Below are 26,065 nucleotides of genomic sequence, written 5' to 3'. Positions count from 1 at the left end.
GCGAGGTTTATATGGAGTTTTTCAACAGCGCAGTTGGTGTATTGCAGACTTTGGTTATCGCGCTTGGCGCAGGTCTTGGCATTTGGGGTGCCATTAACCTCATGGAGGGTTACGGCAACGACAATCCGGGCGCAAATGCTCATGTGCGGTAAAGTAATAAAAAGATTTAGGTAGCCGCCTTAACTATTCCTAAATAAGATAATATGCACAGTATTTTCTCGTAAATAGAAAATAAATTATTGCATTTTACCAATTATTATGTTAAAATGACAATGTAACAAAGAGCTATGTATTTTTAAGGAAAGGGAGGAACTTATAAATTTAAGAAAATCTATTTTAGCACTTTCAGTAGTAGCTGGAATTGTAGCTGCTCCAATGACTGTATTTGCCGCTCATACTCATAGTTGGGGTTCTCCCCAGTACTATGGATATGAAGATGAAATGCCTGGTATATATGATGACTGGGATAAATGTGCGACACGTCATGTATATAATTACAAACAATGTTTAATTTGTGGAGAAGTAAGCATTTATGAAGTTGAGACGATTGAAATGTCTCACAAATGGGTGAATGGTGCATGTGTATATTGCAACAAAGGTTACGCGAAAGAGATAAATTAACATAGTATCATTACCGGCAAGTTTATAATCAAAAAATAGAAAGCATTGAGAATATTTCATAATTTCTTGAAAGTACTCTCAGTGCTTTCTTTGATAATATGAAAGGAGAAATAAATGCAAAAAAAACAACTTTCTGTATTAGTACTAATTATTTTATGCTTTTTATTAGGATGTAACAGAGAAACACCAAAAGATGAATCTCAACAAAATTATGAAGATGAATCTAATATTTCTAAAACAAATGGAGAAGAACTTGTAAATATAAACAGTGAATTGTTAGGTTCGACTCCTTTTGATATCCAAATCGATAAAACAGCATTGCAGACTAGAAAAGAAACAGAAACAGAAGTTACAATAAAGACAAATTTAACAGACTGGGGTTATACTGTTTCTTCTGAAAAAGGGAAAATATCTGATATAAATAAAAATTCATTCATATATATAGCACCTAAAGATGAGAGGGATGATACTATAAAAATACAATTATCGGACTATGAAAATGGCATATCATATGAATATACAATTCCACTTATTTTTGCGGGAAACAATGAACATTCTTTAGATAAATTCAAGGAAAATCTTTCAAGATTACCTAATAGTTAGTAAAGAGTCGATAGACTAAAGTACCACCATCCTCTTTTATTTCAACTGAATATCCATCCCGCCGCACCGCAGCGGCACATGAAGCAGTAAATCCGAAAAAGATTTGCTGCTTTTTTTGCGTCCATTTTTGGCAAATTTCCAAAAGTTCCGTATTAGACAGTGAAACCAAAAAAGGCTGCCATTTTTTTCAGACAGCGGGCAAAACGCAGCTTCCGAAACGCCTTATTGTCGGGAAAGACCGAGCCGCCGGAAAAGTTCTTGCCGGAAAGTCCGTCCATTCTGCTCTTTTGTGGTTTGTAGGGAGTAAGGGAAAAACGCCAGCCCGCAGCCTTTTATAAAAAAAGCTGGTTATAGATTTTCTGAAAAAGTGGCAGTAGCAAGTGAACGGCAGGCCGGCAGTTTCTTAGAGCAAGATTCTACCGAGGTGCCAAAATTCGCTTATCGCTCATTTTGCCCCTGCGGGAATCTTGTTGGGGAGTGCCTTCCCCAAACCCTGCTTATGCGGCTTGCGCCGCTGAAAAACCCCTCAAAATATTTTTCGGATTTTTCAAAAACAGTTCCGCTTCACACCCTGTTTTTCTCCTATTAGTGAGAGGACACCACGCACAGAAAGGAGGTCAACCACCTATGAAACGATACAACACGCCGCACCGCAGCCGGGTAGTCAAAACACGCATGACCGAGGAAGAATACGCCGAGTTTGCCCAGCGGCTTTCTGCTTACCACATGAGCCAAGCCGAGTTTATCCGGCAAGCCATAACCGGGGCAGCCATACGCCCCATCATAACCGTTTCCCCCATCAATGACGAGCTGCTTGCCGCTGTCGGGAAGCTGACCGCCGAATACGGGAGGATCGGCGGCAACTTAAACCAGATAGCCCGGACGCTGAACGAGTGGCACAGTCCCTATCCGCAGCTTGCCGGGGAGGTACGGGCGGCGGTTTCCGACCTTGCTGCCCTAAAGTTTGAAGTCTTGCAGAAAGTGGGTGACGCTGTTGGCAACATTCAAACATATCAGCTCTAAAAACGCCGACTATGGCGCAGCGGAAGCCTATCTCACATTTGAGCATGACGAGTTTACCATGAAAGCCACCCTTGATGAAAACGGGCGGCTGATACCGAGGGAGGATTACCGCATTTCTTCCCTCAACTGCGGGGGCGAGGATTTCGCTGTTGCCTGTATGCGAGCCAATCTCCGCTATGAGAAAAACCAAAAACGGGAAGATGTGAAAAGCCACCACTATATCATCAGCTTTGACCCACGGGACGGGACAGACAACGGCTTGACCGTAGACCGGGCGCAGGAGCTGGGCGAGCAGTTCTGCAAGGAGCATTTCCCCGGACACCAAGCCCTAATCTGCACCCACCCGGACGGGCATAACCACAGCGGGAATATCCATGTGCATATCGTCATCAACTCCCTGCGGATTTACGAAGTCCCGCTTCTGCCCTACATGGACAGACCAGCCGACACGCTGGAGGGCTGCAAGCACCGCTGCACCAACGCCGCTATGGAATATTTCAAGAGCGAAGTCATGGAAATGTGCCACCGGGAGGGGCTTTACCAAATCGACCTCTTGAACGGCAGCAAGGAACGGATAACCGAACGGGAATACTGGGCGGCAAAGAAAGGGCAGCTTGCCCTTGACAAAGAGAACGCCGCCAGAGAAGCCGCCGGACAGCCGACCAAGCCCACCAAGTTTGAAACGGACAAGGCGAAGCTGCGCCGGACGATACGGCAGGCACTTTCCCAAGCTGGCAGCTTTGACGAGTTTTCTTCCCTTTTGCTGCGGGAGGGTGTGACCGTCAAGGAGAGCCGGGGGCGGCTTTCCTACCTCACGCCGGACAGGACAAAGCCTATCACAGCCCGAAAGCTGGGGGACGATTTTGACAAGGCTGCTGTCCTTGCCCTGCTCACGCAGAACGCCCACAGAGCTGCCGAACAGACCAAAGCCATACCCGAATACCCTGCCGCAGTTAAAAAGCCGTTACAAGGGGAAAAAGCTGCAAAAACCACCCCGGCAGACAACACCTTGCAGCGCATGGTTGACCGGGAAGCCAAGCGAGCCGAGGGCAAGGGCGTGGGCTATGACCGCTGGGCGGCAAAGCACAACCTAAAGCAAATGGCAGCTACCGTTACCGCCTATCAGCAGTACGGCTTTTCCTCCCCGGAGGAACTGGACGAAGCCTGTTCTGCCGCCTATGCCGCCATGCAGGAAAGCCTTGCGTGGTTGAAGCAGGTGGAAAAGACGCTGAACGGGAAAAAGGAGCTGCAACGGCAGGTGCTTGCCTATTCCAAGACCCGCCCTGTCCGGGACGGGCTGAAACAGCAGAAAAACGCCAAAGCAAAAGCAGCCTACCGTCAGAAGCATGAAAGTGACTTTATCATAGCAGACGCAGCCGCCCGCTATTTCAGGGAGAACGGCATTTCCAAGCTGCCGAGCTATAAATCCCTGCAAGCAGAGATTGAAAGCCTTATCAAAGAGAAAAACAGCGGCTACAACGATTACCGGGCAAAACGGGAGGAGTACCGCCGCTTGCAGACTGTCAAGGGCAATATCGACCAGATTTTACGCCGGAGCGAGCCGCAGCGCAGAAAGGAGCAGAGCCATGAACGGTAATATCCCCCGCATGGACTACCGCCAGTACCGGGCAGCCCGCCGCCTTGTGCATGAGTGCTGCAACTATGACAGCGGGAACTGCCTGCTGTTGGAGGACGGCGAGCCTTGCGTGTGTGTACAGAGTATCAGCTATTCGCTGCTCTGCCGCTGGTTTACCGCCGCTGTCCTGCCCCTTGATGAAGCACTGGAAGCCGCCCTCTTGCGCCGGGGAAGCCGGAAACGCTGCGCTGTCTGCGGGGCGTTCTTCTTCCCAAAATCCAACCGGGGGAAATACTGCCCGGACTGCGCCGGACGCATGAAGCGGATAAACGCCGCCAAACGGAAGCGGAAACAAAGGGAGAAATGTCACGCTTTAGGGCATTTCAAACCCGCATAAATCAAGGCTTTTTTGGAGGGTGTCAAAGGGTGCGTGATACATTTATCCTTTTCCCTTAAAAACGCCCCCTAAAAGCGTAACAGAACCCACAGACAGACACCACAAGGAGGTGAACCCTATCGCTGATTATATGACCGCAGGAACGGAGCTGCCCGCTTACCTGCCTTACCCCCGTTTCCTGCTGGAAACAGACCTATCCCACACCGCAAGAGAGTTATATGCGCTGCTGTTAGACCGTTCCACCCTTTCGCAGAAGAACGGCTGGCAGGACAGCGAGGGACGGACATACATTGTCTACCCCATAGCAGAGATAGCGGAAATGCTGGATAAAGGCTGCACCACCATAAAGGGCGCACTGAACGAACTGGACGCTGCCGGGCTGCTGGAACGCAGACGGACGGGCTTTTCTGCCGCCAACCGTCTGTATGTGAAAGTGCCGCCTATCCCAGTGGTACAGTTTTCCGACCAACTGACGGACGGAAAACCGCCCCTCATAAGGGCGGGAAACCGACCAACTGACAGCCGGAAAACTGACCTTATGACGGTCGGAAAACCGTCCCCTAACCAAACTAATATAAACAACCTAATAGAGAGCCAAACAAAAGGAGCGAGTGAGGGGCAGCCCCCCGCCGCTTATGGCAGATATAAAAATGTATTTCTTTCTGACACAGAACTTTTGGAGCTGGAACAGGACTTCCCCGGCAAGTGGGAGTATTACCTTGACCGCCTTTCCTGCCACATCGCTTCCACCGGGAAGCAGTACCAGAGCCATGCAGCCACCATTTACAAGTGGGCGCAGGAGGACGCTGCCAAAGAGAAGCCAAAGAAAGGCATACCGGACTATTCATTCAAGGAGGGAGAAAGCCTATGACCGATACAATCCACAACACCATACTGCCTATGACCGACACCACAGCCGAGCCGGAGGATTACACCGGGGAGGACGGGCTTTTATACTGCGGCAAATGCCGGAAACCCAAAGAAGCCTATTTCCCGGAGGGCAAGACCTTTTTCGGGCGTGACCGCCACCCGTCAGAGTGCGACTGCCAGCGGGCAGCCCGTAAGGAACGGGAAGCCGCCGAGAAGCGGCGCAGCCACCTTGAAACGGTGGAACGGCTGAAACGGCAGGGCTTTACAGACAAGACCATGCAGGACTGGACATTTGCCAACGATAACGGCAGCTGCCCGCAGATGAAGAACGCCGCCGGATATGTGGCACGCTGGGAACAGATAAAGGACGGGAACTACGGGCTGCTCTTGTGGGGCAGGGTAGGCACTGGGAAAAGCTATTTTGCCGGGTGTATTGCAAACGCCCTCATGGAGCAGGAAGTCCCGGTGTGCATGACAAACTTTGCAGCAATATTAAACGACCTTGCCGCCAGCTTTGCGGGCAGGAACGAATATATTTCCCGCCTTTGCAGCTTCCCCCTGCTCATCATTGACGATTTTGGAATGGAGCGTGGCACAGAATACGGTCTGGAACAGGTCTACAATGTGATTGACAGCCGCTACCGGAGCAGGAAGCCGCTGATTGTGACGACCAACCTCACGCTGGAGGAATTGCAGCACCCGGAGGACACCGCCCACGCCCGGATTTATGACCGCCTGCTTGAAATGTGTTCCCCTCTCTGCTTTACCGGGGAGAATTTGAGGAAAGCCGCCGCACAGGGAAAAATGGAACAGCTGAAACGGCTGCTTGCCGGAAAGGAGATTTGCCTATGACCGACACCCAGAGAAACAAACGCCCTGCCCGCCGCCCGGACTGCGTGACCGAAACGAGGATAGGCAACACAATCCTTGTGGTGTCTGGCTTTTTCAAGGAGGGGGCGACCGACACCGCCGCTGACAAGATGATGAAAGTGCTGGAAGCAGAAGCCGCCGCCGGATATTTGACCTGTGATAAGCCTGATTGAAAAACCGTCATTTTTACCGACCGTAAAGAAGCAGATTTGACGCTTTTGCCGCTATACAGACAGCCGCCCCATGTGGTACAATCAAGGTACGGAATAGTGGGGCTGGCTGTCGGAAACGGAGGAATTTATGTTAAGACAGACCACCCAGCAACTCATTACCGCCCTTTACCCAAGACTGTCCCATGAGGACGAGCTGCAAGGCGAGAGCAATTCCATTTCCAACCAAAAGAGGATTTTGGAAACCTATGCCAAACAGAATGGATTTTCTAATCTGCGCTGGTACACCGACGACGGTTATTCCGGTGCGAACTTTCAAAGACCCGGATTTCAAGCCATGCTTGCAGACATTGAAGCAGGGAAAGTCGGGACAGTTATCGTCAAGGATATGTCGAGGTTAGGGCGAAACTACTTACAGGTGGGAATGTACACAGAAATGATTTTCCCACAGAAAGGTGTCCGCTTCATCGCTATCAATGACGGAGTGGACAGCGCACAGGGGGAAAATGATTTTGCCCCGCTGCGGAACATTTTTAACGAATGGCTGGTGAGAGATACGAGCAAGAAAATCAAGGCAGTAAAACGCTCTAAGGGCATGAGCGGAAAGCCCATCACAAGCAAGCCCGTCTATGGCTACCTCATGGACGAGGACGAAAACTTTATCATTGACGAGGAAGCCGCCCCGGTGGTACGGCAGATTTACAGCCTTTGCCTTGCCGGGAACGGTCCGACCAAGATAGCCCGTATGCTGACCGAGCAGCAAATCCCCACGCCGGGGACGCTGGAATACCGCAGGACGGGCAGCACCCGCCGCTACCACCCCGGCTATGAGTGCAAGTGGGCGACCAATACCGTGGTTCATCTGCTGGAAAACCGGGAATATACGGGCTGTCTGGTAAACTTTAAGACCGAGAAGCCGTCCTACAAGCTGAAACACAGCATAGAAAATCCCCCGGAAAAGCAGGCGGTTTTTGAGAACCACCATGAGCCTATCATTGACCGGGAAACGTGGGAACGGGTGCAGGAGTTACGCAAGCAGCGCAAACGCCCCAACCGTTATGACGAAGTGGGCTTGTTCTCCGGCATACTCTTTTGTGCCGACTGCGGCAGCGTCATGTACCAGCAGCGATACCAGACGGACAAGCGCAAGCAGGACTGTTATATCTGCGGAAGCTACAAGAAACGCACCGCCGACTGCACAGCGCACTTTATCCGCACTGACCTCTTGACCGCTGGCGTACTCTCCAATCTGCGGAAAGTTACCAGCTATGCGGCAAAGCATGAAGCCCGGTTTATGAAGCTTTTAATCGAGCAGAATGAGGACGGGGACAGACGCAGGAACGCCGCCAAGAAAAAGGAGCTGGAAGCCGCCGAGAAACGCATAGCCGAGTTATCTGCTATCTTCAAGCGGCTGTATGAGGACAGCGTAACCGGGCGCATATCGGACGAGCGTTTCACAGAGCTGTCGGCAGACTATGAAGCCGAGCAGAAAGAACTGAAAGAACGTGCCGCCAGACTGCGGGAAGAACTTTCCAAAGCGCAGGAAGCCACCGCAAACGCTGAAAAGTTTATGAATGTGGTACGCAGGCACACTACCATTGAAGAACTTACCCCTACTCTGCTGCGGGAGTTTGTGGAGAAAATCGTTGTCCATGAAAGCGTTGCCCTTGACGGGAAACGCCGGGGCAAGTTACGCAGACAGGAAATCGAAATCTATTATTCTTTTGTCGGCAAGGTAGAACTGCCCGACACCTAACCGCCCGACCTATCCGACATACCTCATGTGCCGGATAGGAACGGCAAAATTTTTTACACTTCTATTACTTCTTTATCACACATAAGCAAAGAGCCAGGGCATGAAGCAGCTCATGGCGGGCGGCGGCGTCGCTTTGATCGGCGGCACCCTTGTTCCCCTGCTTTCTCAACTTTTTGGATAATGCCTAAAACAAATACCACCCGCCGCGCCCTCTCGGAAACGGGAGGGCGCGGGAAAGGAGGGATTAACTTTTGATATGGCAGATGATTGAAGATTGGTTTCGCGGCATTTTGACAGACGGGATTTTATCGAACCTTTCCGGCTTGTTTGACAGCGTAAATACAGAGGTTGGAGAAATCGCAACACAAGTCGGCACGACCCCCGCCGGGTGGAACGCGGGCATATTCAACATGATACGCAGCCTTTCGGAAAACGTCATTGTACCGATTGCGGGCGTTATCATTACCTTTGTCATGTGTTATGAACTAATCCAGCTTGTAATTGAAAAAAACAATCTGCACGATCTCGACACTTGGATTTTCTTCAAATGGATTTTTAAGACCTTTGTTGCGGTGCTGCTGGTAACAAACACTTGGAACATCGTCATGGGAGTTTTCGACGTTACGCAGAGCGTCGTCAATCAGAGCGCGGGGGTTATCATATCCGATACAAGCATAGACGTTACCACCGTCATTACCGACATTGAAGCAAAACTCGACGCTATGAGCGTGGGCGGTCTTTTGGGGTTATGGTTTCAATCCCTCTTTGTAGGGCTTACCATGAAAGCCCTGTCAATCTGCATTATGCTTGTGGTGTATGGGCGCATGATTGAAATATATCTTGTAACGAGCGTTGCCCCTATCCCGATGGCAACAATGGTAAATCACGAATGGGGCAGCATGGGACAGAATTACTTAAAATCTTTGCTTGCGCTTGGTTTTCAGGCGTTTCTGATCTTGGTGTGTGTCGGCATTTATGCGGTGTTGATACAAACAATCGCAGCGACCGACGACATTTCCGGCGCGATCTGGGCTTGCATGGGCTATACCGTCCTCTTGTGCTTTACGCTTTTCAAAACGGGAAGCCTTGCAAAGAGCGTCTTTTCGGCACATTAAGGGGGTGAGTTATGATTTGAAAATCGGTTTAATCGACGTTGACAGCCATAATTTCCCCAACCTCTGCTTGATGAAGCTATCCGCGTATCATAAAGCAAAGGGGCATACGGTGGAATGGTGGAACGCAAAGGGGCGGTACGACCTTGTATATAAAAGCCGCGTCTTTACGGACACCTATTCCAAAGACACGATAACCGTTACCAACGCGGAACAAGTTATTTTCGGCGGTACGGGCTACGACACGAAAAACCGCTTGCCGCCGGAAGTGGAACACAGTTACCCGGATTATTCTATCTACCCGCAGTTTTTCGGGATTGCCTACGGCTTTTTAAGCCGGGGTTGTCCGAGAAATTGCGGGTTTTGCATTGTCAGCAGTAAAGAGGGACGCAAAAGTGTTAAGGTTGCGGATTTGTCCGAGTTTTGGAAATGGCAGCCGGAAATAAAAATCATGGACGCTAATCTGCTTGCCTGTCCCGACCATGAAAATCTCATTGAGCAGCTTATACGAAGCCGCGCATGGGTGGATTTTTCGCAAGGGCTGGATATTCGCCTTGTGAACAGGGATAATGTCAGCCTGTTAAATCGGGTACGGATAAAAGCGGTACATTTTGCATGGGATAATCCCGACGAGGACTTAACCGGGTATTTCCAACGTTTTTTGGATTTGACCGCCATTAAGAGCAGCCGCCAGCGGCGCGTGTATGTTCTTACCAACTACGGCAGCACTCACGAACAGGATTTATACCGCGTGAACACCTTGCGGGCTATGGGCTTTGACCCGTATGTGATGATTTACGAGCGTCCAACCGCCCCGCCTGTTACCCGCCATTTGCAACGGTGGGTAAATAACAAACGGCTTTTCTATGCTGTCCCCCGTTTTGAAGATTACATTCCGGGCAGAAAGGAGGTTTGAAATGGCGTATGTAACCGTCCCAAAGGACTTAACAAAAATCAAAAGCAAGGTAATGTTCAACCTTACGAAACGACAGCTAATTTGTTTCAGCGCGGCGGTAGCAATCGGACTGCCGCTGTTCTTTTTGGTAAAAGACAGCGTTGGAACAACCACAGCGGCATTGTGCATGGTGCTTGCCATGCTGCCTATGTTTTTGCTTGCCATGTACGAGAAAAACGGGCAACCGCTGGAAGTGATTATTCGGCAATTTGTGGAAGTGAAGTTTCTTCGCCCCAAAGAGCGACCTTATCAGACCAACAATTTTTATGCCGCCCTTGCGCGGCAAGAGCAATTAGATAAGGAGGTACGGGCGATTGTCAAAGGAAAAGAAAAACACCCAAAACGAAAAGCGTAAACTTTCCCGACAGGAAAGAAAACAGATAGATACCCTTATCCGACAGGCAAAGGGCGACGGGAAGCCCCATACGGCGCAGGACAGCATACCGTTTGAGCGAATGTATAAGGACGGGATTTGCCGCCTTGCAAACGGGCGGTATTCCAAGTGCATTGAGTTTGAGGACATCAACTATCAGCTTGCGCAGCCGGACGACAAAACCGCCATTTTTGAAGCCCTTTGCGATATGTATAACTCGTTCGACGCTTCTATCAGCGTGCAGCTTTCCCTAATCAGCCGCCATGCGAACAAGGACGATTTCAAGAACAGTATCACGATTGCGCCGCAGAATGATGACTTCGACAGTATCAGAGCAGAATACACCGAAATGCTTAGGACGCAGCTTGAACGCGGAAACAACGGGCTTATCAAGACCAAGTTTCTCACCTTTACCGTTGAAGCAAAGGACATTAGATCGGCGCGGGCGCGTCTTGCCCGCATTGAAACGGACACCCTCAACCATTTTAAGGTGATCGGCGCGGCGGCGCGGGTATTGGACGGGAAACAGCGTCTTGAAGTGCTGCATGGGATTTTCCACCCGGACGGGGAACGCTTTAACTTTGCGTGGGAACGGCTACCCGCAAGCGGTCTTTCTGTCAAAGACTTTATCGCCCCGTCCTCTTTCCGATTTGGCGACGGGCGAATGTTTCAAATGGGCGGCAAGTTTGGTGCGGTTTCCTTTTTGCAGATCGTCGCGCCGGAACTTTCCGACCGTATGCTTGCTGACTTCATGGACGCGGAAAACGGGATTATCGTCAATCTGCACATTCAGAGTATCGACCACAACGAAGCAATCAAGACGATTAAGCGCAAGATCACCGACCTTGACCGCATGAAGATTGAAGAACAAAAGAAAGCAATCCGCAGCGGTTATGACATGGATATTATTCCGTCCGACCTTGCCACCTACGGCGGGGAAGCAAAAAACCTACTCCGCGATTTGCAGAGCCGCAACGAAAGAATGTTTCTGCTTACGCTGCTTGTCTTAAACCTTGCAGATACCAAGCAGAAATTGGATAACGAAGTGTTCGGGGCGGCGGCAATCGCACAGAAATACAACTGCATTTTGACCCGCCTTGACTACCGGCAGGAACAGGGGCTTATGTCCTCTATCCCGTTGGGGGAAAACCTTATCCATATCCAGCGCGGCTTGACGACCAGCAGCACCGCCGTTTTCGTTCCCTTTACGGTGCAAGAGCTGTTCCAAAGCGGCGAAGCATTGTATTACGGCTTAAATGCCCTTTCCAACAACATGATTTTGTGCGACCGAAAGAAGCTGAAAAACCCCAACGGCTTGATACTCGGCACACCGGGCAGCGGCAAAAGTTTTTCTGCAAAACGTGAAATCACAAACGCTTTTCTTATCACGTCCGACGACATTATCATTTGCGACCCCGAAGCCGAATATTACCCCCTTGTCGGACGTTTGAAAGGACAGGTTATCAAGGTTTCGCAGAACAGCACGCAGTACATTAACCCTATGGATATTAACCTCAATTACAGCGAGGGCGACACGCCCATAGCCTTAAAGAGCGATTTTATCCTTTCCTTTTGTGAGTTGATTATGGGAGGTAAAAACGGGCTGGAAGCTGTCGAAAAGACCTTGATTGACCGCGCTGTTATCAGCGTGTACCGCAACTACCTTGCCGACCCGAAGCCCGAAAATATGCCGATTTTGGGCGACCTCTACGACGAGATCAAGAAGCAGCCGGAAAAGGAAGCGCAGCGTATCGCGGCGGCATTGGAACTCTATGTAAACGGCAGCTTGAACATTTTTAACCACAGGACAAACGTTGACATTCATAACCGCCTTGTCTGCTTTGATATTAAGGAACTCGGTACGCAGCTTAAAAAAGTCGGTATGCTTATCGTCCAAGACCAAGTATGGAACAGAGTAACGGTAAACCGCAGCGAGGGCAAGGCGACGCGGTATTACATCGACGAGTTTCATTTGCTGCTCAAAGAGGAACAGACCGCAGCATACAGCGTCGAGATTTGGAAGCGTTTTAGGAAGTGGGGCGGTATTCCGACAGGTATCACCCAAAACGTGAAAGATTTGTTGTCGTCCCGCGAGGTGGAGAACATCTTTGAAAACAGTGATTTTGTGTATATGCTCAACCAAGCCCAGGGCGACCGGGAAATCCTTGCCAAGCAGCTTAACATTTCACAGCAGCAAATGACCTATGTAACCCATTCCGAAGCGGGCGAGGGACTTATCTTCTATGGCAACGTGATTTTGCCCTTTATTGACCGTTTCCCAAAAGATACGGAACTCTACCGCGTGATGACGACCAAGCCCGGCGAGGTGTCAGCATGAAGATAGAAACGGATAAAATCTATTGCGGCGACAGCTTGCAGGTGCTTCAAACCTTGCCGGATAACTGTATGGATTGTTGCGTAACGTCCCCGCCCTACTATGCTTTGCGCGATTACGGCACAGACGGGCAGATCGGACGGGAAGCAACGCCGGAGGAATATGTTTCCCGCATTACAGCGGTTTTCCATGAGGTAAAGCGGGTGCTTACGCCGGAGGGTACTTGTTGGCTGAATATCGCGGACACTTATTGCGGCACAGGCAGCAAAGCCGACCACCAAGACCCGAAATATCCCAAAGGCAGGAACGGGCAGCAAGTGGCGGTAAACCACCGCGCCCCCGGCTGCAAGCCGAAAGACCTAATCGGTATTCCGTGGCTTGTAGCCCTTGCCTTGCGGGGCGACGGTTGGTATTTGCGCAGTTCTATCATTTGGCACAAGGGAAACGCCATGCCGGAAAGCACGCGGGACAGACCGACGCGCTGCTATGAATATGTGTTTCTGCTTACCAAGTCGAAGAAATATTACTACGATTGGCAAGCAGTAGCCGAGCCGATAGCCCCCACAACGGCGGTACGGCTGAAAAGCGGAGTTGGGAAAGGCAACAAATATGCCGCTACCGTTCCGGGGCAAAACCAGCCGCAGAAAATCAACCGTCCCCGCAGGAAAGGCGCATACACCGACGAAATGATTTCCCCCGTCCGCAGCCGCCGCAACGTTTGGCAGATCAACACAGCTTCCTATCGCGGCGGGCATTTTGCAGCGTTCCCGCCCAAACTTGCGGAAACGTGCATTTTGGCGGGCTGTCCTGTCGGCGGGATTGTGCTTGACCCGTTTTTAGGCAGCGGCACGACCGCAGCGGCGGCAAAAAGCCTTTCCCGCCGCTATGTGGGTATAGAGATCAACCCCGAATACTGCACCCTTGCAAAACAGCGTATTGGAGGTGATGAACATTGAGCAAGGAATTAAAAGCCCCCGACAAGGTAACGCAGAAAATGACCCGCGACGGGGCGGTTGCGGAAAACCTTACGACGGGCGAAACAACGAGTATCAGCGAAAGACCGCCGGAGGAAAACTATTCAGCCCCCGTAGCGGGAGCAGCGGAAAAAGCCACCCAACGTATTGGCACAGAGGTTAGCCGCCACTTTGAAAAGGGCGCGGAGAAAAAGACCCTTGACGCAGCACAGCTTAAAACCCATACGTCCCGCTTGCAGTTTTCCGAAGCGGAACGGGCAACGCCGGACCTGCAAAAGGCAATCAAAAAATCCGATACGGCGGCTGACCGTTTAGACAAAGCGCGGGCAGCTATCCCCAAACAGACCAAAATCACAAAAGAGCGCGTTTTTGACGAAGCCAAAGGCAAAGCAAAGACGCGCCTTGCTTTTGAAAAAACGGATAAGCCCCCAAACGGCAAGTTGCGTCATAACCCGTTATCCCGTCCGGCGCAGGAATTGGACGCCGCCGTACATGGAAAAATCTATGAGGTGGAGAAAGAAAACGTCGGTGTGGAAAGCGGACACAGGATAGAACTTGTGGGCGAGAAAGCGGGCGGCATGACGACGCGGGCAGTAAAACGCGGCATACGCAGCCATAAGCTGAAACCTTACCGGGCGGCGGCAGCAGCCGAGAAAAAGGCAGCAAAGGCAAACGCCGATTTCCTCTACCAAAAGGCGCTGCATGATAACCCCGCCCTTGCGCACTCCAACCCGATTTCCCGTTTTTGGCAAAAACAGCGCATTAAAAAGCAGTATGCAAAGGCGTTGAAAACGGGCGGCAAGGTGAAAAAGACCGCCGAAGCCACCGCAAAGGCGGCGAAGAAAACGGCGCAGGAAACCAAACGGGCGACGTTCTTTGTCGTCCGGCATTGGAAAGGCTGCTTGATTGTGGGCGGGATTGCCTTTATCGTGCTTCTGTTTTTCGGCGGCTTGTCCTCTTGTTCCCTGTTCGGCGGCAACAGCGGCAGCGGCTTGATTGCGTCGTCCTATCTCTCCGAGGACGCGGATATTACAGGCGCAGAAAGCGCGTATGTCGCTATGGAAGCCGAGTTACAGGATATGCTGGATAACATCGAAAGCGAATACCCCGGCTATGACGAATACCGGGTAACGGCTGACGAGATCGAGCATGACCCGTATGTGCTAATCTCTATCCTCTCCGCTTGGCATGAGGGCGTGTTTACTCTCGATGAAGCGCAAAGCACCCTTGAAATGCTCTTTGATAAACAGTATATCTTGACGGTTACGGAGGAAGTCGAGGTACGCTACCGCACCGAAACGCGGACGGACAGCGAGGGCAACGAATACGACGTTGAAGTAGCCTATAACTATTACATTCTCAATGTGGATTTGGAAAACTTCAACCTCTCCCATGTTCCCGTTTACATTATGGGCGAGGAACAGCTATCCATGTACGCTATGTATATGTCGTCGCTTGGGAACAGACCCGACCTTTTCCCGCAATCCGGCTATATTTCAAAATACTATGAAAACCCGCCAGCGGATTATGAAATCCCGCCCGCCTATCTGGAAGATGAACAGTTTGCGCGGCTCATTGAGGAAGCGGAAAAGTATGTCGGTTTTCCTTATGTGTGGGGCGGCAGCAGCCCGGAAACCTCTTTTGATTGCAGCGGTTTTGTTAGCTATGTGCTGACGAACAGCGGCTTATACAATACGGGCAGACTTGGGGCGCAGGGGCTTTACAACATTTCAACCCGCGTTTCCAACCCGCAGCCGGGGGATTTGGTTTTCTTTACGGGTACATATGACACACCGGGGGTATCTCATGTGGGTATCTACGTTGGCGAGGACGGGGACGGAAGCCCCGTCATGCTGCATTGTGGCGACCCGATACAATACGCAAAACTTGATACAAGCTATTGGCAATCCCATTTTTACGCCTATGGGCGGCTACATTACAACTGACTTTGAAAGGAGTTTATTTCTATGGCAAACACGAAACTTGACCGTATCGAACGGGATATTGAGAAAACGAGGGCGAAAATCCTTGAATACCAAAAAAGGCTGAAAGACCTTGAAGCGCAGAAAATCGAGGAAGAAAACGCGCAGATCGTTCAAATGGTGAAAGCGGTACACCTCGACGGGGCGCAGCTTGCCGCGTTCCTCTCCGCTTACGCCAGCGGCGAAATTGCCTTGCCGCAGCCGGACGCAGACTATACCGACGAACAGGAGGAAACCGAAGATGAAGCATAAAAAACTGTTTCGCAGCGTTACAGCTTTGCTTGCCGCCCTTGTACTCATGGGCGGCTTTTCTGTTACCGCTTTTGCGGGCGGCGGTGATGTGAGCGACGAGCCGCCTACCCCCGTAACCGAAACCGAGCCGGAAGAAACGACGGGCGGCTATGAGCCGCAGCCCTTAACGCCGGAGGGCAACATGAGCCTTGTGGACGACATAACGGGCGAAGCGTCCGGCGATAAACAATTTATTACCGTCGTTACGAAAAACGGAAACTATTTTTACATCATCATTGACCGCGCCGAGGACGGAGAAAACACCGTCCATTTCCTCAATCAAGTTGATGAAAAAGACCTTTTGCAGCTTATGGAGGACGAACAGACCGAAACCCCCGCTTGTAGCTGTACTGAAAAATGCGTTGCCGGAAGCGTCAACACCGATTGCCCCGTTTGCAGCGTCAACATGAGCGAGTGCGCGGGCAAGGAAGCCGAGCCGGAGCCGGAAGAAACCGAGCAGCCGGAGCCGGAGGAAGATAAAGGCGGCGGCATGGGCGGTGCTATTCTGCTTGTCGTGCTGCTTGTTGCCGCAGCGGGCGGCGGCGCGTTCTACTACTTTAAGATTTTGAAGTCCAAAAAGGACGCGGCGAAAGGCAGCAACAACCTTGACGACCTTGATTTTGACGAGGACGACGAGGAAACGGAAGAAGTCGAAACCGAACAGACCGAGCAGGAGGACGAAAATCTATGAAATTGGTAATTGCAGAAAAACCGAGCGTCGGGGCGGCGATTGCCGCCGTTATTGGCGCAAATGAAAAGTGCAGCGGATATTATGAGGGCGGCGGCTACCTTGTGTCGTGGTGTGTCGGGCATTTGATTAGCCTTGCAGACGCGGCGACCTACAACGAGCAGTACCGTAAATGGAAGTACGACGATCTCCCCATTGTCCCGCAGGAGTGGCGGTTTATCGTTGCCAGCGGCAAGGAGCAGCAGTTTTCTATTCTCAAAGACCTTATGCACCGCAGCGACGTTACCGAGATTGTCAATGCGTGCGACAGCGGGCGCGAGGGAGAACTCATTTTCCGTTTTGTCTATGACCAGGCGAATTGCAAAAAGCCCTTTTCCCGCCTTTGGATTAGCAGCATGGAAGAAAGCGCAATCCGCGAGGGCTTTTCAAACCTCAAAGACGGGCGCGGTTATGACAACCTGTATCAATCCGCGCTTTGCAGAGCAAAGGCCGATTGGCTCATTGGCATTAACGCGACCCGCCTTTTCTCTATCCTCTACCATAAAACATTGAATGTCGGCAGAGTGCAAACGCCCACCCTTGCAATGCTGGTAAACCGCGACTATGCAATCAGCAGCTTTAAGAAAGAGAAATATCATGTCGTCCGGCTGGACGTTGGCGGCGTTGCCGCCCTTTCCGAAAGGCAGGACGACGAAGCGGCGGCGCGGCAGATGAAAGCGGCTTGCGAGAAATCGCAGGCCGTTTGCACTTCTCTTAAAAAAGAGAAAAAGACCGCAGCCCCGCCGAAACTGTTTGACCTTACTTCTTTGCAGCGGGAAGCAAACCGCCTATTTGGATTTACGGCGAAACAGACCCTTGACTATGCGCAAGCCCTCTATGAAAAACGGCTTTTGACCTATCCCCGCACCGACAGTAAATATATCACTTCCGATATGGAGGGCAGCACAAAGGAACTCATTACCGGGCTTTGTTCGCTGCTTCCCTTTATGCGGGACGTGAAGCTGCAAGCAGACCTTACAAGGGTTTGCGACAACAGCAAAGTAACCGACCACCACGCTATTTTGCCGACAGCCGAGTTTTTGAAAACGGGCTTTTCTTCCCTTACCGACAGCGAAACAAAACTTATGACCCTTGTATGCGCGAAGCTGCTTTGCGCCGCAGCCGCGCCCTATGAATATGAAGCGGTTACGGCGGTTATCTCTTGCGGCGGTTATACCTTTACCGCAAAGGGAAAGACGACGCTTTGCGAGGGGTGGCGTGAGATTGAAAAGCTGTCCCGCGCCGCGTCCGAGGAACAGGACGAGGACGCAGAGCCGGAAACCGTTTTGCCGCCGCTTGCCGAGGGGCAGACCTTTGACAATCCGGCAGCGGAGATCTCCGAGTGTTACACGCAGCCCCCGAAAGCATATACCGAAGATACGCTTCTGTCCGCTATGGAGAACGCGGGCAAGGAAGAAACGCCGGAGGACGCAGAGCGCAAAGGGTTAGGCACTACCGCAACGCGGGCGGGTATCATTGAAAAACTCATTAGTGCGGGCTTTGCCGAGCGCAAGGGCAAAAAGCTAATCCCCACAAAGGACGGGTATAACCTTGCCGCTATCCTGCCCGAAGTCCTTACGTCCCCGCAGCTTACGGCAGAATGGGAAACCCGCCTTACCGGGATTGCCAAAGGCAGCGACAGCCCGGACGATTTCATGCGCAGCATTGAGGAAATGACAGCGGGGCTTGTCAAAACCTATTCCGCGATTTCCGAAGATAAAGCGAAGCTGTTTACCCCGCAGCGGGAAGCAATCGGCACTTGCCCCCGTTGCGGCGCGACGGTTTACGAGGGCAAGAAAAACTACTACTGTTCCGACAGGGCTTGCAGCTTTGTCATGTGGAAAAATGACTTGTTCTTTCAGCAGCGCAAAAAGACTTTCACAAAGGCGATTGCCGCCGCCCTTTTGAAAGACGGAAAGGTAAAAATCAAGGGTATGTACTCCACCAAAACGGGAAAGACCTTTGACGGGGTTGTGCTGCTTGCCGACACAGGCGGCAAGTATGTAAACTTCCGCGTCGAGCAGAACCGAAAATGATTAGGCTTGATGAAAAGCAGTATCGAGCCGTTAAGAAAATGACCCGCGCCGCGTGCGCCAACAACGATTGCGGGAACTGTCTGCTATTGGACGACGGGGAAACTTGCGTGTGTGTGCAGAGTATCAGCTATTCGCTGTTATGCCGTTATTTCCGCGAAGCGGTTTTACCCGCAGACAGGCAGCTTTGCGAACAGATCACCCGCAGCGGGGAAACCGATTTGAAGCGTTGCGCGGTATGCGGCAGCACGTTTGCGGCGGGCAGCAATCGGGCGAAATACTGTCCCGATTGTGCGGCAAAGATACGCCGCAGGCAGAAAGCGGAAAGTGAGAGAAACAGGCGTTTACGGATAAAAACAACTACATAGCAAGCACAGCAAACGAGTACCCGTTTGCGAGAAATGCCCGCGCTGCTCTTGGAACGGCGCGGGCATTTTGCTTGTTGGGATAGTCCCAAACCCTTATATGACCGAGAAAGGACGTGATGAAACAATATGCCGTACACCTCATACGACCATGACAAATTAGAAGCCGCCGAAACCATGCGGATAGAACGCCGGATATATTTTGAAGCAAAGGACGGAGATATTGCCCCTTATGCTTCCTTGCCGATTGCGCAGCTACTTTCCATGCGCAGCGAAAGCGCGGCGGCAGAACAGGCGATTTTTGACAGCTTAAAGGAGCAAGCCGCCGCATGGGAAGAACAGGCGGGGAAAACGCTTTTGCTGGATAAAGCACTTGAATATGTGAGAACGCCGCACGTCCAGCACACCGCTAATGAGTGGCAGAAAAATGAATATGACCGATATACCCGCAGCAACCGGGTATATCAGATGAATTACTACATTTACGAGAATACCCGCTATGACAAAGAAGCGCAGAAATCTATCCCGTATTCATGGACGCTTACATGGAGCGTGCGCACCAACAGCCCAAGCAGAACCCAAGCGAAGATTGCCGGACAAGATAGAAAGGTTTTCACCGATAAGGCGGCTATGGAAAAGTATCTGAATGGGCGTATCAAAGCGTATGACCGCTTGTTTACGGAAATCTCCCCGCCTATCCCGCAGGAGTACGCCGACTATTTCAAAGTAAACGGTATGCTCATGCCGGACTACACCATAGAGGGCGAAGAACCCCCGCAGCAGCAACAGGCGGCAGCTATCCCCGAAAATACCGGGCAGGAAAAGGAGCGTGAACACATGAGCGAACAGTTTTCTATTATGATAGGCAACCGCAGCCGCTTTGAAGCGGGCGACCCAAGCGGCTATTGGCTGGATATGCCTGCCACAAAGGAGCAGTTACACGAAGCTATGCGGAACGTAGGCATTACCGCAGACAACCCGCAGGATTTTTCCATTCGCGGCTATTCCGACGACCCGGAGAAACATATTGCTTTGCCTTATGAAATGGTATGCGCCGCCGACGTGGACGAACTCAATTTTCTTGCGGCGCAGCTCGAACAGCTTGACCCCGCCGAGGTTGGCAAGCTGAACGCAGCTTTGCAGCAGAAAAACGGGCTTGCAAATATCGGACAGGTAATTGACTTCACCTACAACGTGGATTTTTACGTCCATATCCCCGAAGTACATACCTACCGCGATTTGGGCGACTATTACTTATATCAATCCGGCATGGTACAAATGCCCGAAGAATGGAAAGGCGGCATTGACCTTACTACTTTCGGCAGGAACGCCGCCGCGCAGGAAAAAGGCGCGTTTACCGAATACGGCTATATCGTGGAAAGCGGCGACGAGTGGGAACGGCAGTTTGAGGGGCGCGAAGTGCCGGAGGAATACCGCATTATGAGTTACCCGCAGCGGTCGCGCGGCGAACAGGACAAAGCCTATATGGACGCAGCCGAAACGCAGCAAGCAGCCGTACAGGCCGCAGAGCCGCAGCAGCCCCGCCCCGTCGTCCCCATTATCCTTACTTCCGAAAAGCCCGCCGAAAAGGTAAAGGAGATCACCGCCCGTTTGGAACAGGGCGTACAAGCGATTTTTGACAGCGACCGCTACAAAGAGTTTCTAACCGCTATGTCGAAGTTCCATGATTATAGTTTGAATAACACTATCCTAATTGCTATGCAGGGCGGCAATTTAGTAATGGGCTTCCGTCAATGGGAAAAGGAGTTTGACCGCCATGTAAAGAAAGGCGAGAAAGGCATTAAAATCTTTGCCCCCGCACCCTACAAGGTGAAAAAGCTGGTTGATAAAATCGACCCCGAAACGAGAAAGCCCATGCTTGACCGCGAGGGAAAAGTGGTAAAGGAAGAAACGGAAATCACCGTCCCCGCCTTTAAGGTTATAACCGTCTTTGATATTTCGCAGACCGAGGGCAAGGAGTTTCCCGACCTTTCCGTTAAACCGCTGCTTGCCGATGTGGAGCAGTACGAGGATTTTTTCGCCGCCCTTGAAAAAGCGTCCCCCGTCCCGATTACTTTTGAACAGATTACAAACGGCGCAAACGGGTATTTCAGTCTAACCGACAAGCGCATTGCAATCAAAGAGGGCGTGAGTGAATTACAGGCGGTAAAGACCGCCATTCACGAAATCGCCCATGCGAAGCTGCACGACGTGGACTTGAACGCCCCGCCGGAAGAACAAAACCGCGTTGACCGCCATACCCGCGAGGTAGAAGCGGAAAGCGTCGCTTACACCGTCTGCCAGCACTTTGGGCTTGATACGTCCGATTATTCTTTCGGCTATGTGGCGGGTTGGAGCAGCGGCAAGGAAATGACCGAGTTAAAAGCGTCCCTTGAAACGATACAGGCCACCGCAAAGGAACTCATTACCGAGATTGAGGGGCATTTTACCGAGTTGCAGCAGCAACGGCAAGCCGAGCAGGAACAGCAAACCCCCGTATTTGACAAGCTGCCGCCCGAACAGCAGCAAGCCTTGTCCGACACCGTAAAAAACACCTTGCAAATGCTGGTTGACGCAGATAAGCGGATTTATGGCGACGTTACAGGCAAGACCCTTGAAGCAATCGCGGCGCAAGGATATTCCTACAAGGACGGGCAGCTTGAAAAGCAGCAGCCGGAAGCGACCCCCGAAAGCCTTTTGACGGGTGAAACCGTTAGAACGCCGAGGGGCAATTTTCATATTACCGATATGAGCCGGGAACAGATCGAAGCGTCGGGCTTTGGTTTTCACCATGCGTCGGAGGACGGGAAGTATCTCATTATGGGGAACGGCACACAGGCTTACGCCATAGCCGCCGAGCAGCCGCAGCGGGATAATCCCTTAAAGCACGTCGAGGACACCATAGAGCAGAACGACAACAATTTTGACGGGATTATCAATAACACGCCGCAAACGCCCACCGTCGCAGATTTGGAGCAGCGGGCAAAGGCGGGCGAAGCAATTTCCGTTACCGACCTTGCGAAAGCGGTAAAAGCCGAGAAACGGGAGCAGCCGCAGAAAAAGCCCTCTATTCTGAAAAAGCTGGACGAGTATAAGAAACAGGCGGCGCAGCAGCCGAAAGATAAACAGAAAGAGCATAAAAAGGATTTGGAGGTTTGATAGCATGAATATCTGCTTTACCATAGAGGAAGAAAACATTGTTGCGATCTACGCCGAGGACAGCCGAGAAACAACGCTTGAAAATATCCTTGCCGCCATGCCCTACATGGACGAGGATATGCGTCAGCTTGCCGCCGCAACGGTAAACAAGCTGCAAGCCATGACGGACAGCGAGTTTTCTGAACGGGAGTTTATCTTGACCGACGAGGAATAGTCCATAGAAAACAGGGGCGCGGTTGCCGATTTCCGGCGCCGCGCCCCTGTTCTTTTTTGTCCTTGCGTGGACAATTAGAAAGCCGTTTTTGCGGGTTTGAATATAAAGTATCGTCTACGCCGTTTCCCCGCGCTGGAAGCCGCAGAAATACAGGCGTTTTCAGCCCTTAACATTCCACTTGTTACCCTTGCTTTTCTAAATTAACCGAGCAACAATTTTGAATTTGCATGGGTGATAGTAAAACCCATTTTCTTTAATCCATGTCTTTTCATATTTCTTGGTAGAATGAAACAGTTGGATATGGTATAATAAAAAAGCACATTGTGCTTTTTAGAACTCTAAATTCAATAAATGAGGTGCAAAGGAATGAGGAAACTTCTATGTGCCATTTCGATGGCAGCTTTATTGGTAAGTATGACGGCCTGCAATTCATCGCAGGATAATTTTACGCCTGATTATGAATCGGCGATAGGGGCAATTTTTATAAACAATGAGCAAGAGTTGCCGGAAAATACAAAGGTCTATGCGGATTTTGCAGATAATAGCTACTCATTTGATTTGGACGCTGCTTGCGTATATTATTTCTCTGCCAGTGCAGATGTTGCTTATGCTGGAGATCAGAACTTTACCAGTATGACGTTTGGGGCAAACTTGGACAATGATTCCGTGGGTGCTGAAGGCGCGATAGCATATCTTCCGCAAGAGGAATCCGAAAACTCTGTTACAGCTTACTATCTGTATCATGATGAAGAAGGGGTATATTTTGATACAGAAACTTATTTTGACCGCATGGAAATCACTGATCAATGTGCCATGACAGGAATTGATTATTCCTGCCAAGTTACATTTGAAATTCAACAACCGACAACATCTTTTTCCATGATATATTATGATGAAAACCATTCGGAAATCTCCAAAACAGATTACACCCCAGAGGAAGTTACTGACTATCAAACCTTTGAATTAGGGAGTGAAGTTGGTTCGGTGGAAATCATTTGTTATGACGCTAATGGTTCAGAATTAGAAACAATGACAATTACTCCGGATAATCCCAGTACGGTGATTTGTTTTGATGATGGAGGGCAGATTCTTGCCAGCCGGTATCTCCGCTTTACTTGGGAAAAGTAATCTTGAGTTATCAAGCAGTACCAGTAAGGACAGCCGAGTAAATCGACTGTCCTTTTTATTTATGTTTGGTTTATCGCTCCTGCTCCCGCGCCTTGCTTTGGGACGGGTAAAGAATACTATCGACGTTCTTTTTGACAATGCCGTACTCCTGCATTTGCTTTTTCGCTTGGCGGTAATCCTCATACAATTTGCTTTTCCTGTCGTTTAAGCTGCTATACTCCTTGCGCAGCGCGGCGAGATCGGGCAGCTTCTTTATCTGCATTTCCCGGAGTGCCTTTGCCGCAGCTTCAAACAGGATAATTTCGCTTTCATGCCCCCGCAGATACTTTTCCTTGTCCCGCGACTTCTTGTATTCCTCGTAAATCGGTTTTAACTGTCGGTATGTGGTGGTGTGCTTGATAAGCAGCGACAAATCAGACATACGCTGTTCTACCTCTTTAACCGCCCTTGCCGCCGCGTCATGGGCGGTCATAATATCCGCAATTTTGCTTTCAAGGTCGCTGTAATACTCAATCTTGTTTTCGGTTAGGAAGTTCATGCTTTTAGCAGCCTGTTTCAGATTATGGATTTTCGCCCACCGTTCATAGCCCGCCGACTGTTGGGCTTTGATACTGTTTTCAAGATCGACGACAAGCCGGATTTTCTTATCTTCCCGCAGCGTTTTTGTTTTGGCAACATACACGCCCTTGATACGCTCCTTTATCGCTTCTTCCGTATAGGCCGCGCCGAGCGTCTTTGTGCGGGTAAACCGTTCCTGTCCGGCAGCGCGAAAGGAAATGTATTTGCCCTGTTTGATTTCATACCCCATTTCCTGCAAGCGGCGCAGCAGTTCGTCAAAATCTTTCACTTGGGGAATGAGAGTATCTATCGCCGTTTTCAGCTTTGCTTTGTAGCTTGTCCCTTGCTTTTCGGCGGTGTATTCTGCATAGCTTTTTCCCTTGTCCTGTCCCGGTACGACGACGGATAGCCCATGCTCTTTACATATCCTGTCGCTGGTGCGCCGGATAAAGTGATAGCTTTGCTTGTTGGAATGGTACTTTTTGTAGTCAACGAAGCTAACCGCGTTGAAAATCAAGTGATTATGCAGATGGTCTTTATCGACGTGAGTTGTCAAAACAAACTCATACTTGCCGCCTAATACCGCCCCGGCAAGTTCCATGCCGATTTTGTGCGCTTCTTCCGGTGTGGTTTCTCCCACCGCAAAGGATTGTATCAAGTGCCGCCCTAAATGTGTGCCGCGATCTCCGGCAGCTTCCCGCGTCCATGCAAACTCAATATCGGCGGTTTCCAGCCCGCAGCCGAAAGAGGACGCAAGCAGCTTCCCGTCTGTCTTTTCGGGATTTAAGATATAGTCTATCGCAGCCTTTAAGGTTGATTTAATAGGGTGCGTCTTTGTAACCGCCATATCTCGTCCACCGCCTTTTTAATGTCCTCTATATCCTGCCTGTAAACCGTCCCCGTCGCATTGGCGCGTTTTGCAATTTGGTTGATGTTCCGGCTCACCGCTTGCAGTTCCCGGATATATGCTTTTGTGTCGCTTCGGTCAACGACAAGAATATACCCGTCTATCGCCATTTTACGGAAGTATGCCCCATACTGCTTTATGGGAAGCTGCTTCATCTTCTCGTCGATCAGCCGCTTTTCTTCTTCCGTAACGTAAAACTTCATCTGTATATTTCTCTTTCGGTTTTCCATTTCCGCACCGCCTTTCGGTATAAGGGTTTGGGATTATCCCAACAAGCATTTTCCGCAAACGGGTACTCGTTTGCTGTGCTTGCTATCTACTCCATACCCCCACCGAAAGGCGGTATTTGTTGCGCGTTCCTTTGATTTTGGACGCAAAAAAAGATTGCAGCCGCCATGCGCTGCAATCTCCCGATTTCTCATATTGTGAGGTTAATCCTCTGCTTTTTCGACTTCCGTTATCTCCCTTGCTGTTGCGGTTACAATCCGTATGCCTTTATCGCTCATACCGTCCAGCAGCGCGTCAAGCTGCCGCCGCCCGGTGGATTTCTCCGCATTGCTGTTCGGGAAGAAAAATTGATCTACCGAAATATGATACCGGGTTACAAGGTCATAGAATACCTGTAAACTCGGCTGTTGTCCCTTGTTCTCGATATTCGCAAGGTAGCGCGGGGAAATATATAACTCGTCGCTTACCTTTTTGCGGCTCTCGCCGTATTCATTTCTCGCGGCTTTTATAGCTGCCCCGAAAGCCTTAAAGTCGTACAATGGTACGGGTCTTTTTGCCATTTTCATTCACCCTGTTACATTTTACAGTTCACCTTTCTTTTTGGATATGTCCACACAATTCATATCATTAGGTTAAATACTTCCTGTTGTGTATTGACAGTAGACTGATTTTCTGATAAAATAAAATTTATGTAAAAGGAGGCGGCGTTTATGTTGCATAGCATGCGTATTAGATAAGCATTGAAAAAAAGGATTTTCCCATTTTCAACATGGGCTTTTTTGTCATGCTTATTTTGCGGATGCTATACAAAAAACTAACGACGTATAGATATAGTATA

At 50.5% G+C, this 26,065-nt stretch carries 25 protein-coding genes and 1 pseudogene; 23 read left to right on the top strand and 3 right to left on the bottom strand.

Features of this window, described 5'->3' with window-relative positions:
* Positions 1-11 precede the first annotated feature (11 nt).
* The 23 genes and pseudogenes from HMPREF9469_RS31140 (at position 12) to HMPREF9469_RS06200 (ending at position 23,534) form a co-directional block, all read left to right on the top strand.
* Positions 12-152 carry a Maff2 family mobile element protein gene (locus tag HMPREF9469_RS31140; RefSeq protein WP_007860219.1) on the top strand — a complete coding sequence of 47 codons (141 nt, stop codon included), beginning with the start codon at positions 12-14 and terminating at the stop codon, positions 150-152.
* Positions 153-735: 583 nt separating this feature from the next.
* On the top strand, positions 736-1,224 hold the full coding sequence (locus HMPREF9469_RS06300) for a hypothetical protein (RefSeq protein WP_002569239.1): 489 nt from the start codon (positions 736-738) through the stop codon (positions 1,222-1,224).
* Positions 1,225-1,851: 627 nt separating this feature from the next.
* Complete coding sequence (locus HMPREF9469_RS06295; protein ID WP_002594236.1) at positions 1,852-2,247, top strand: plasmid mobilization protein; 396 nt, start codon at positions 1,852-1,854, stop codon at positions 2,245-2,247.
* A complete protein-coding gene (locus HMPREF9469_RS06290) occupies positions 2,219-3,844 on the top strand; it encodes a relaxase/mobilization nuclease domain-containing protein (protein WP_002594235.1) in 1,626 nt (541 codons plus the stop codon). The genes HMPREF9469_RS06295 and HMPREF9469_RS06290 overlap by 29 nt, the downstream gene beginning before the upstream one ends.
* Entirely contained in the window at positions 3,834-4,220 is a 387-nt protein-coding gene (locus HMPREF9469_RS06285; RefSeq protein ID WP_002594234.1) for a cysteine-rich VLP domain-containing protein, read from the top strand. The genes HMPREF9469_RS06290 and HMPREF9469_RS06285 overlap by 11 nt, the downstream gene beginning before the upstream one ends.
* 130 nt (positions 4,221-4,350) lie before the next feature.
* Complete coding sequence (locus tag HMPREF9469_RS06280; protein ID WP_002594233.1) at positions 4,351-5,091, top strand: replication initiator protein A; 741 nt, start codon at positions 4,351-4,353, stop codon at positions 5,089-5,091.
* Complete coding sequence (locus HMPREF9469_RS06275; RefSeq protein WP_002594232.1) at positions 5,088-5,942, top strand: ATP-binding protein; 855 nt, start codon at positions 5,088-5,090, stop codon at positions 5,940-5,942. Before HMPREF9469_RS06280 ends, HMPREF9469_RS06275 begins: the two co-directional genes overlap by 4 nt.
* On the top strand, positions 5,939-6,133 hold the full coding sequence (locus HMPREF9469_RS06270) for a transposon-encoded TnpW family protein (protein ID WP_002594231.1): 195 nt from the start codon (positions 5,939-5,941) through the stop codon (positions 6,131-6,133). The genes HMPREF9469_RS06275 and HMPREF9469_RS06270 overlap by 4 nt, the downstream gene beginning before the upstream one ends.
* Positions 6,134-6,260: 127 nt before the next feature.
* The gene (locus HMPREF9469_RS06265; RefSeq protein ID WP_002594230.1) at positions 6,261-7,886 is read left to right on the top strand and encodes a recombinase family protein; all 1,626 of its coding nucleotides are present in this window, start codon (positions 6,261-6,263) and stop codon (positions 7,884-7,886) included.
* A gap of 85 nt (positions 7,887-7,971) precedes the next feature.
* Positions 7,972-8,067, top strand: a pseudogene (locus HMPREF9469_RS32825) (Maff2 family mobile element protein); the annotation flags it as partial.
* 82 nt (positions 8,068-8,149) lie between these two features.
* Complete coding sequence (locus tag HMPREF9469_RS06260; protein WP_003431220.1) at positions 8,150-9,001, top strand: VirB6/TrbL-like conjugal transfer protein, CD1112 family; 852 nt, start codon at positions 8,150-8,152, stop codon at positions 8,999-9,001.
* Between the two features lie 16 nt (positions 9,002-9,017).
* Entirely contained in the window at positions 9,018-9,914 is an 897-nt protein-coding gene (locus HMPREF9469_RS06255) for a radical SAM protein (RefSeq protein ID WP_007860209.1), read from the top strand.
* A gap of 1 nt (position 9,915) precedes the next feature.
* Positions 9,916-10,308: a PrgI family protein gene (locus tag HMPREF9469_RS06250; protein ID WP_007860207.1), complete on the top strand. Its 393-nt coding sequence runs from the start codon at positions 9,916-9,918 to the stop codon at positions 10,306-10,308.
* Positions 10,268-12,664, top strand: a complete 2,397-nt coding sequence (locus HMPREF9469_RS06245) for a VirB4-like conjugal transfer ATPase, CD1110 family (protein ID WP_007860205.1) — start codon at positions 10,268-10,270, stop codon at positions 12,662-12,664. Before HMPREF9469_RS06250 ends, HMPREF9469_RS06245 begins: the two co-directional genes overlap by 41 nt.
* A complete protein-coding gene (locus HMPREF9469_RS06240) occupies positions 12,661-13,617 on the top strand; it encodes a DNA-methyltransferase (protein ID WP_007709580.1) in 957 nt (318 codons plus the stop codon). The genes HMPREF9469_RS06245 and HMPREF9469_RS06240 overlap by 4 nt, the downstream gene beginning before the upstream one ends.
* A complete protein-coding gene (locus tag HMPREF9469_RS06235; protein ID WP_007860203.1) occupies positions 13,614-15,581 on the top strand; it encodes a C40 family peptidase in 1,968 nt (655 codons plus the stop codon). The genes HMPREF9469_RS06240 and HMPREF9469_RS06235 overlap by 4 nt, the downstream gene beginning before the upstream one ends.
* 21 nt (positions 15,582-15,602) lie before the next feature.
* Complete coding sequence (locus HMPREF9469_RS06230) at positions 15,603-15,869, top strand: DUF4315 family protein (RefSeq protein WP_003508256.1); 267 nt, start codon at positions 15,603-15,605, stop codon at positions 15,867-15,869.
* Complete coding sequence (locus HMPREF9469_RS06225; RefSeq protein ID WP_007860202.1) at positions 15,859-16,599, top strand: DUF4366 domain-containing protein; 741 nt, start codon at positions 15,859-15,861, stop codon at positions 16,597-16,599. The genes HMPREF9469_RS06230 and HMPREF9469_RS06225 overlap by 11 nt, the downstream gene beginning before the upstream one ends.
* Entirely contained in the window at positions 16,596-18,671 is a 2,076-nt protein-coding gene (locus HMPREF9469_RS06220) for a type IA DNA topoisomerase (protein WP_007860201.1), read from the top strand. Before HMPREF9469_RS06225 ends, HMPREF9469_RS06220 begins: the two co-directional genes overlap by 4 nt.
* Complete coding sequence (locus HMPREF9469_RS06215) at positions 18,668-19,036, top strand: cysteine-rich VLP domain-containing protein (protein WP_007860200.1); 369 nt, start codon at positions 18,668-18,670, stop codon at positions 19,034-19,036. Before HMPREF9469_RS06220 ends, HMPREF9469_RS06215 begins: the two co-directional genes overlap by 4 nt.
* A gap of 126 nt (positions 19,037-19,162) precedes the next feature.
* The gene (locus HMPREF9469_RS06210; RefSeq protein WP_007860198.1) at positions 19,163-22,192 is read left to right on the top strand and encodes an antirestriction protein ArdA; all 3,030 of its coding nucleotides are present in this window, start codon (positions 19,163-19,165) and stop codon (positions 22,190-22,192) included.
* Positions 22,193-22,196: 4 nt separating this feature from the next.
* Positions 22,197-22,406, top strand: a complete 210-nt coding sequence (locus HMPREF9469_RS06205; protein ID WP_007860197.1) for a transposon-transfer assisting family protein — start codon at positions 22,197-22,199, stop codon at positions 22,404-22,406.
* Positions 22,407-22,772: 366 nt separating this feature from the next.
* Positions 22,773-23,534 carry a hypothetical protein gene (locus HMPREF9469_RS06200; protein ID WP_007860195.1) on the top strand — a complete coding sequence of 254 codons (762 nt, stop codon included), beginning with the start codon at positions 22,773-22,775 and terminating at the stop codon, positions 23,532-23,534.
* Between the two features lie 70 nt (positions 23,535-23,604).
* On the opposite strand, the gene HMPREF9469_RS06195 is transcribed toward HMPREF9469_RS06200, so the two are convergent.
* The 3 genes from HMPREF9469_RS06195 to HMPREF9469_RS06185 all read right to left on the bottom strand — a co-directional run bounded on the left by HMPREF9469_RS06195 (position 23,605) and on the right by HMPREF9469_RS06185 (position 25,787).
* On the bottom strand, positions 23,605-24,939 hold the full coding sequence (locus tag HMPREF9469_RS06195; RefSeq protein ID WP_007860193.1) for a relaxase/mobilization nuclease domain-containing protein: 1,335 nt from the start codon (positions 24,937-24,939) through the stop codon (positions 23,605-23,607).
* Entirely contained in the window at positions 24,900-25,229 is a 330-nt protein-coding gene (locus tag HMPREF9469_RS06190) for a plasmid mobilization protein (RefSeq protein WP_002584958.1), read from the bottom strand. Before HMPREF9469_RS06190 ends, HMPREF9469_RS06195 begins: the two co-directional genes overlap by 40 nt.
* 201 nt (positions 25,230-25,430) lie before the next feature.
* Entirely contained in the window at positions 25,431-25,787 is a 357-nt protein-coding gene (locus tag HMPREF9469_RS06185) for a helix-turn-helix transcriptional regulator (protein WP_002584957.1), read from the bottom strand.
* Between the last annotated feature and the right edge of the window lie 278 nt (positions 25,788-26,065).

Source organism: [Clostridium] citroniae WAL-17108, from assembly GCF_000233455.1.
Lineage (GTDB): Bacteria > Bacillota > Clostridia > Lachnospirales > Lachnospiraceae > Enterocloster > Enterocloster citroniae.
The sequence above is the reverse complement of the archived record's forward strand: the minus strand, read 5'-3'. Positions and strand labels throughout refer to the sequence as shown.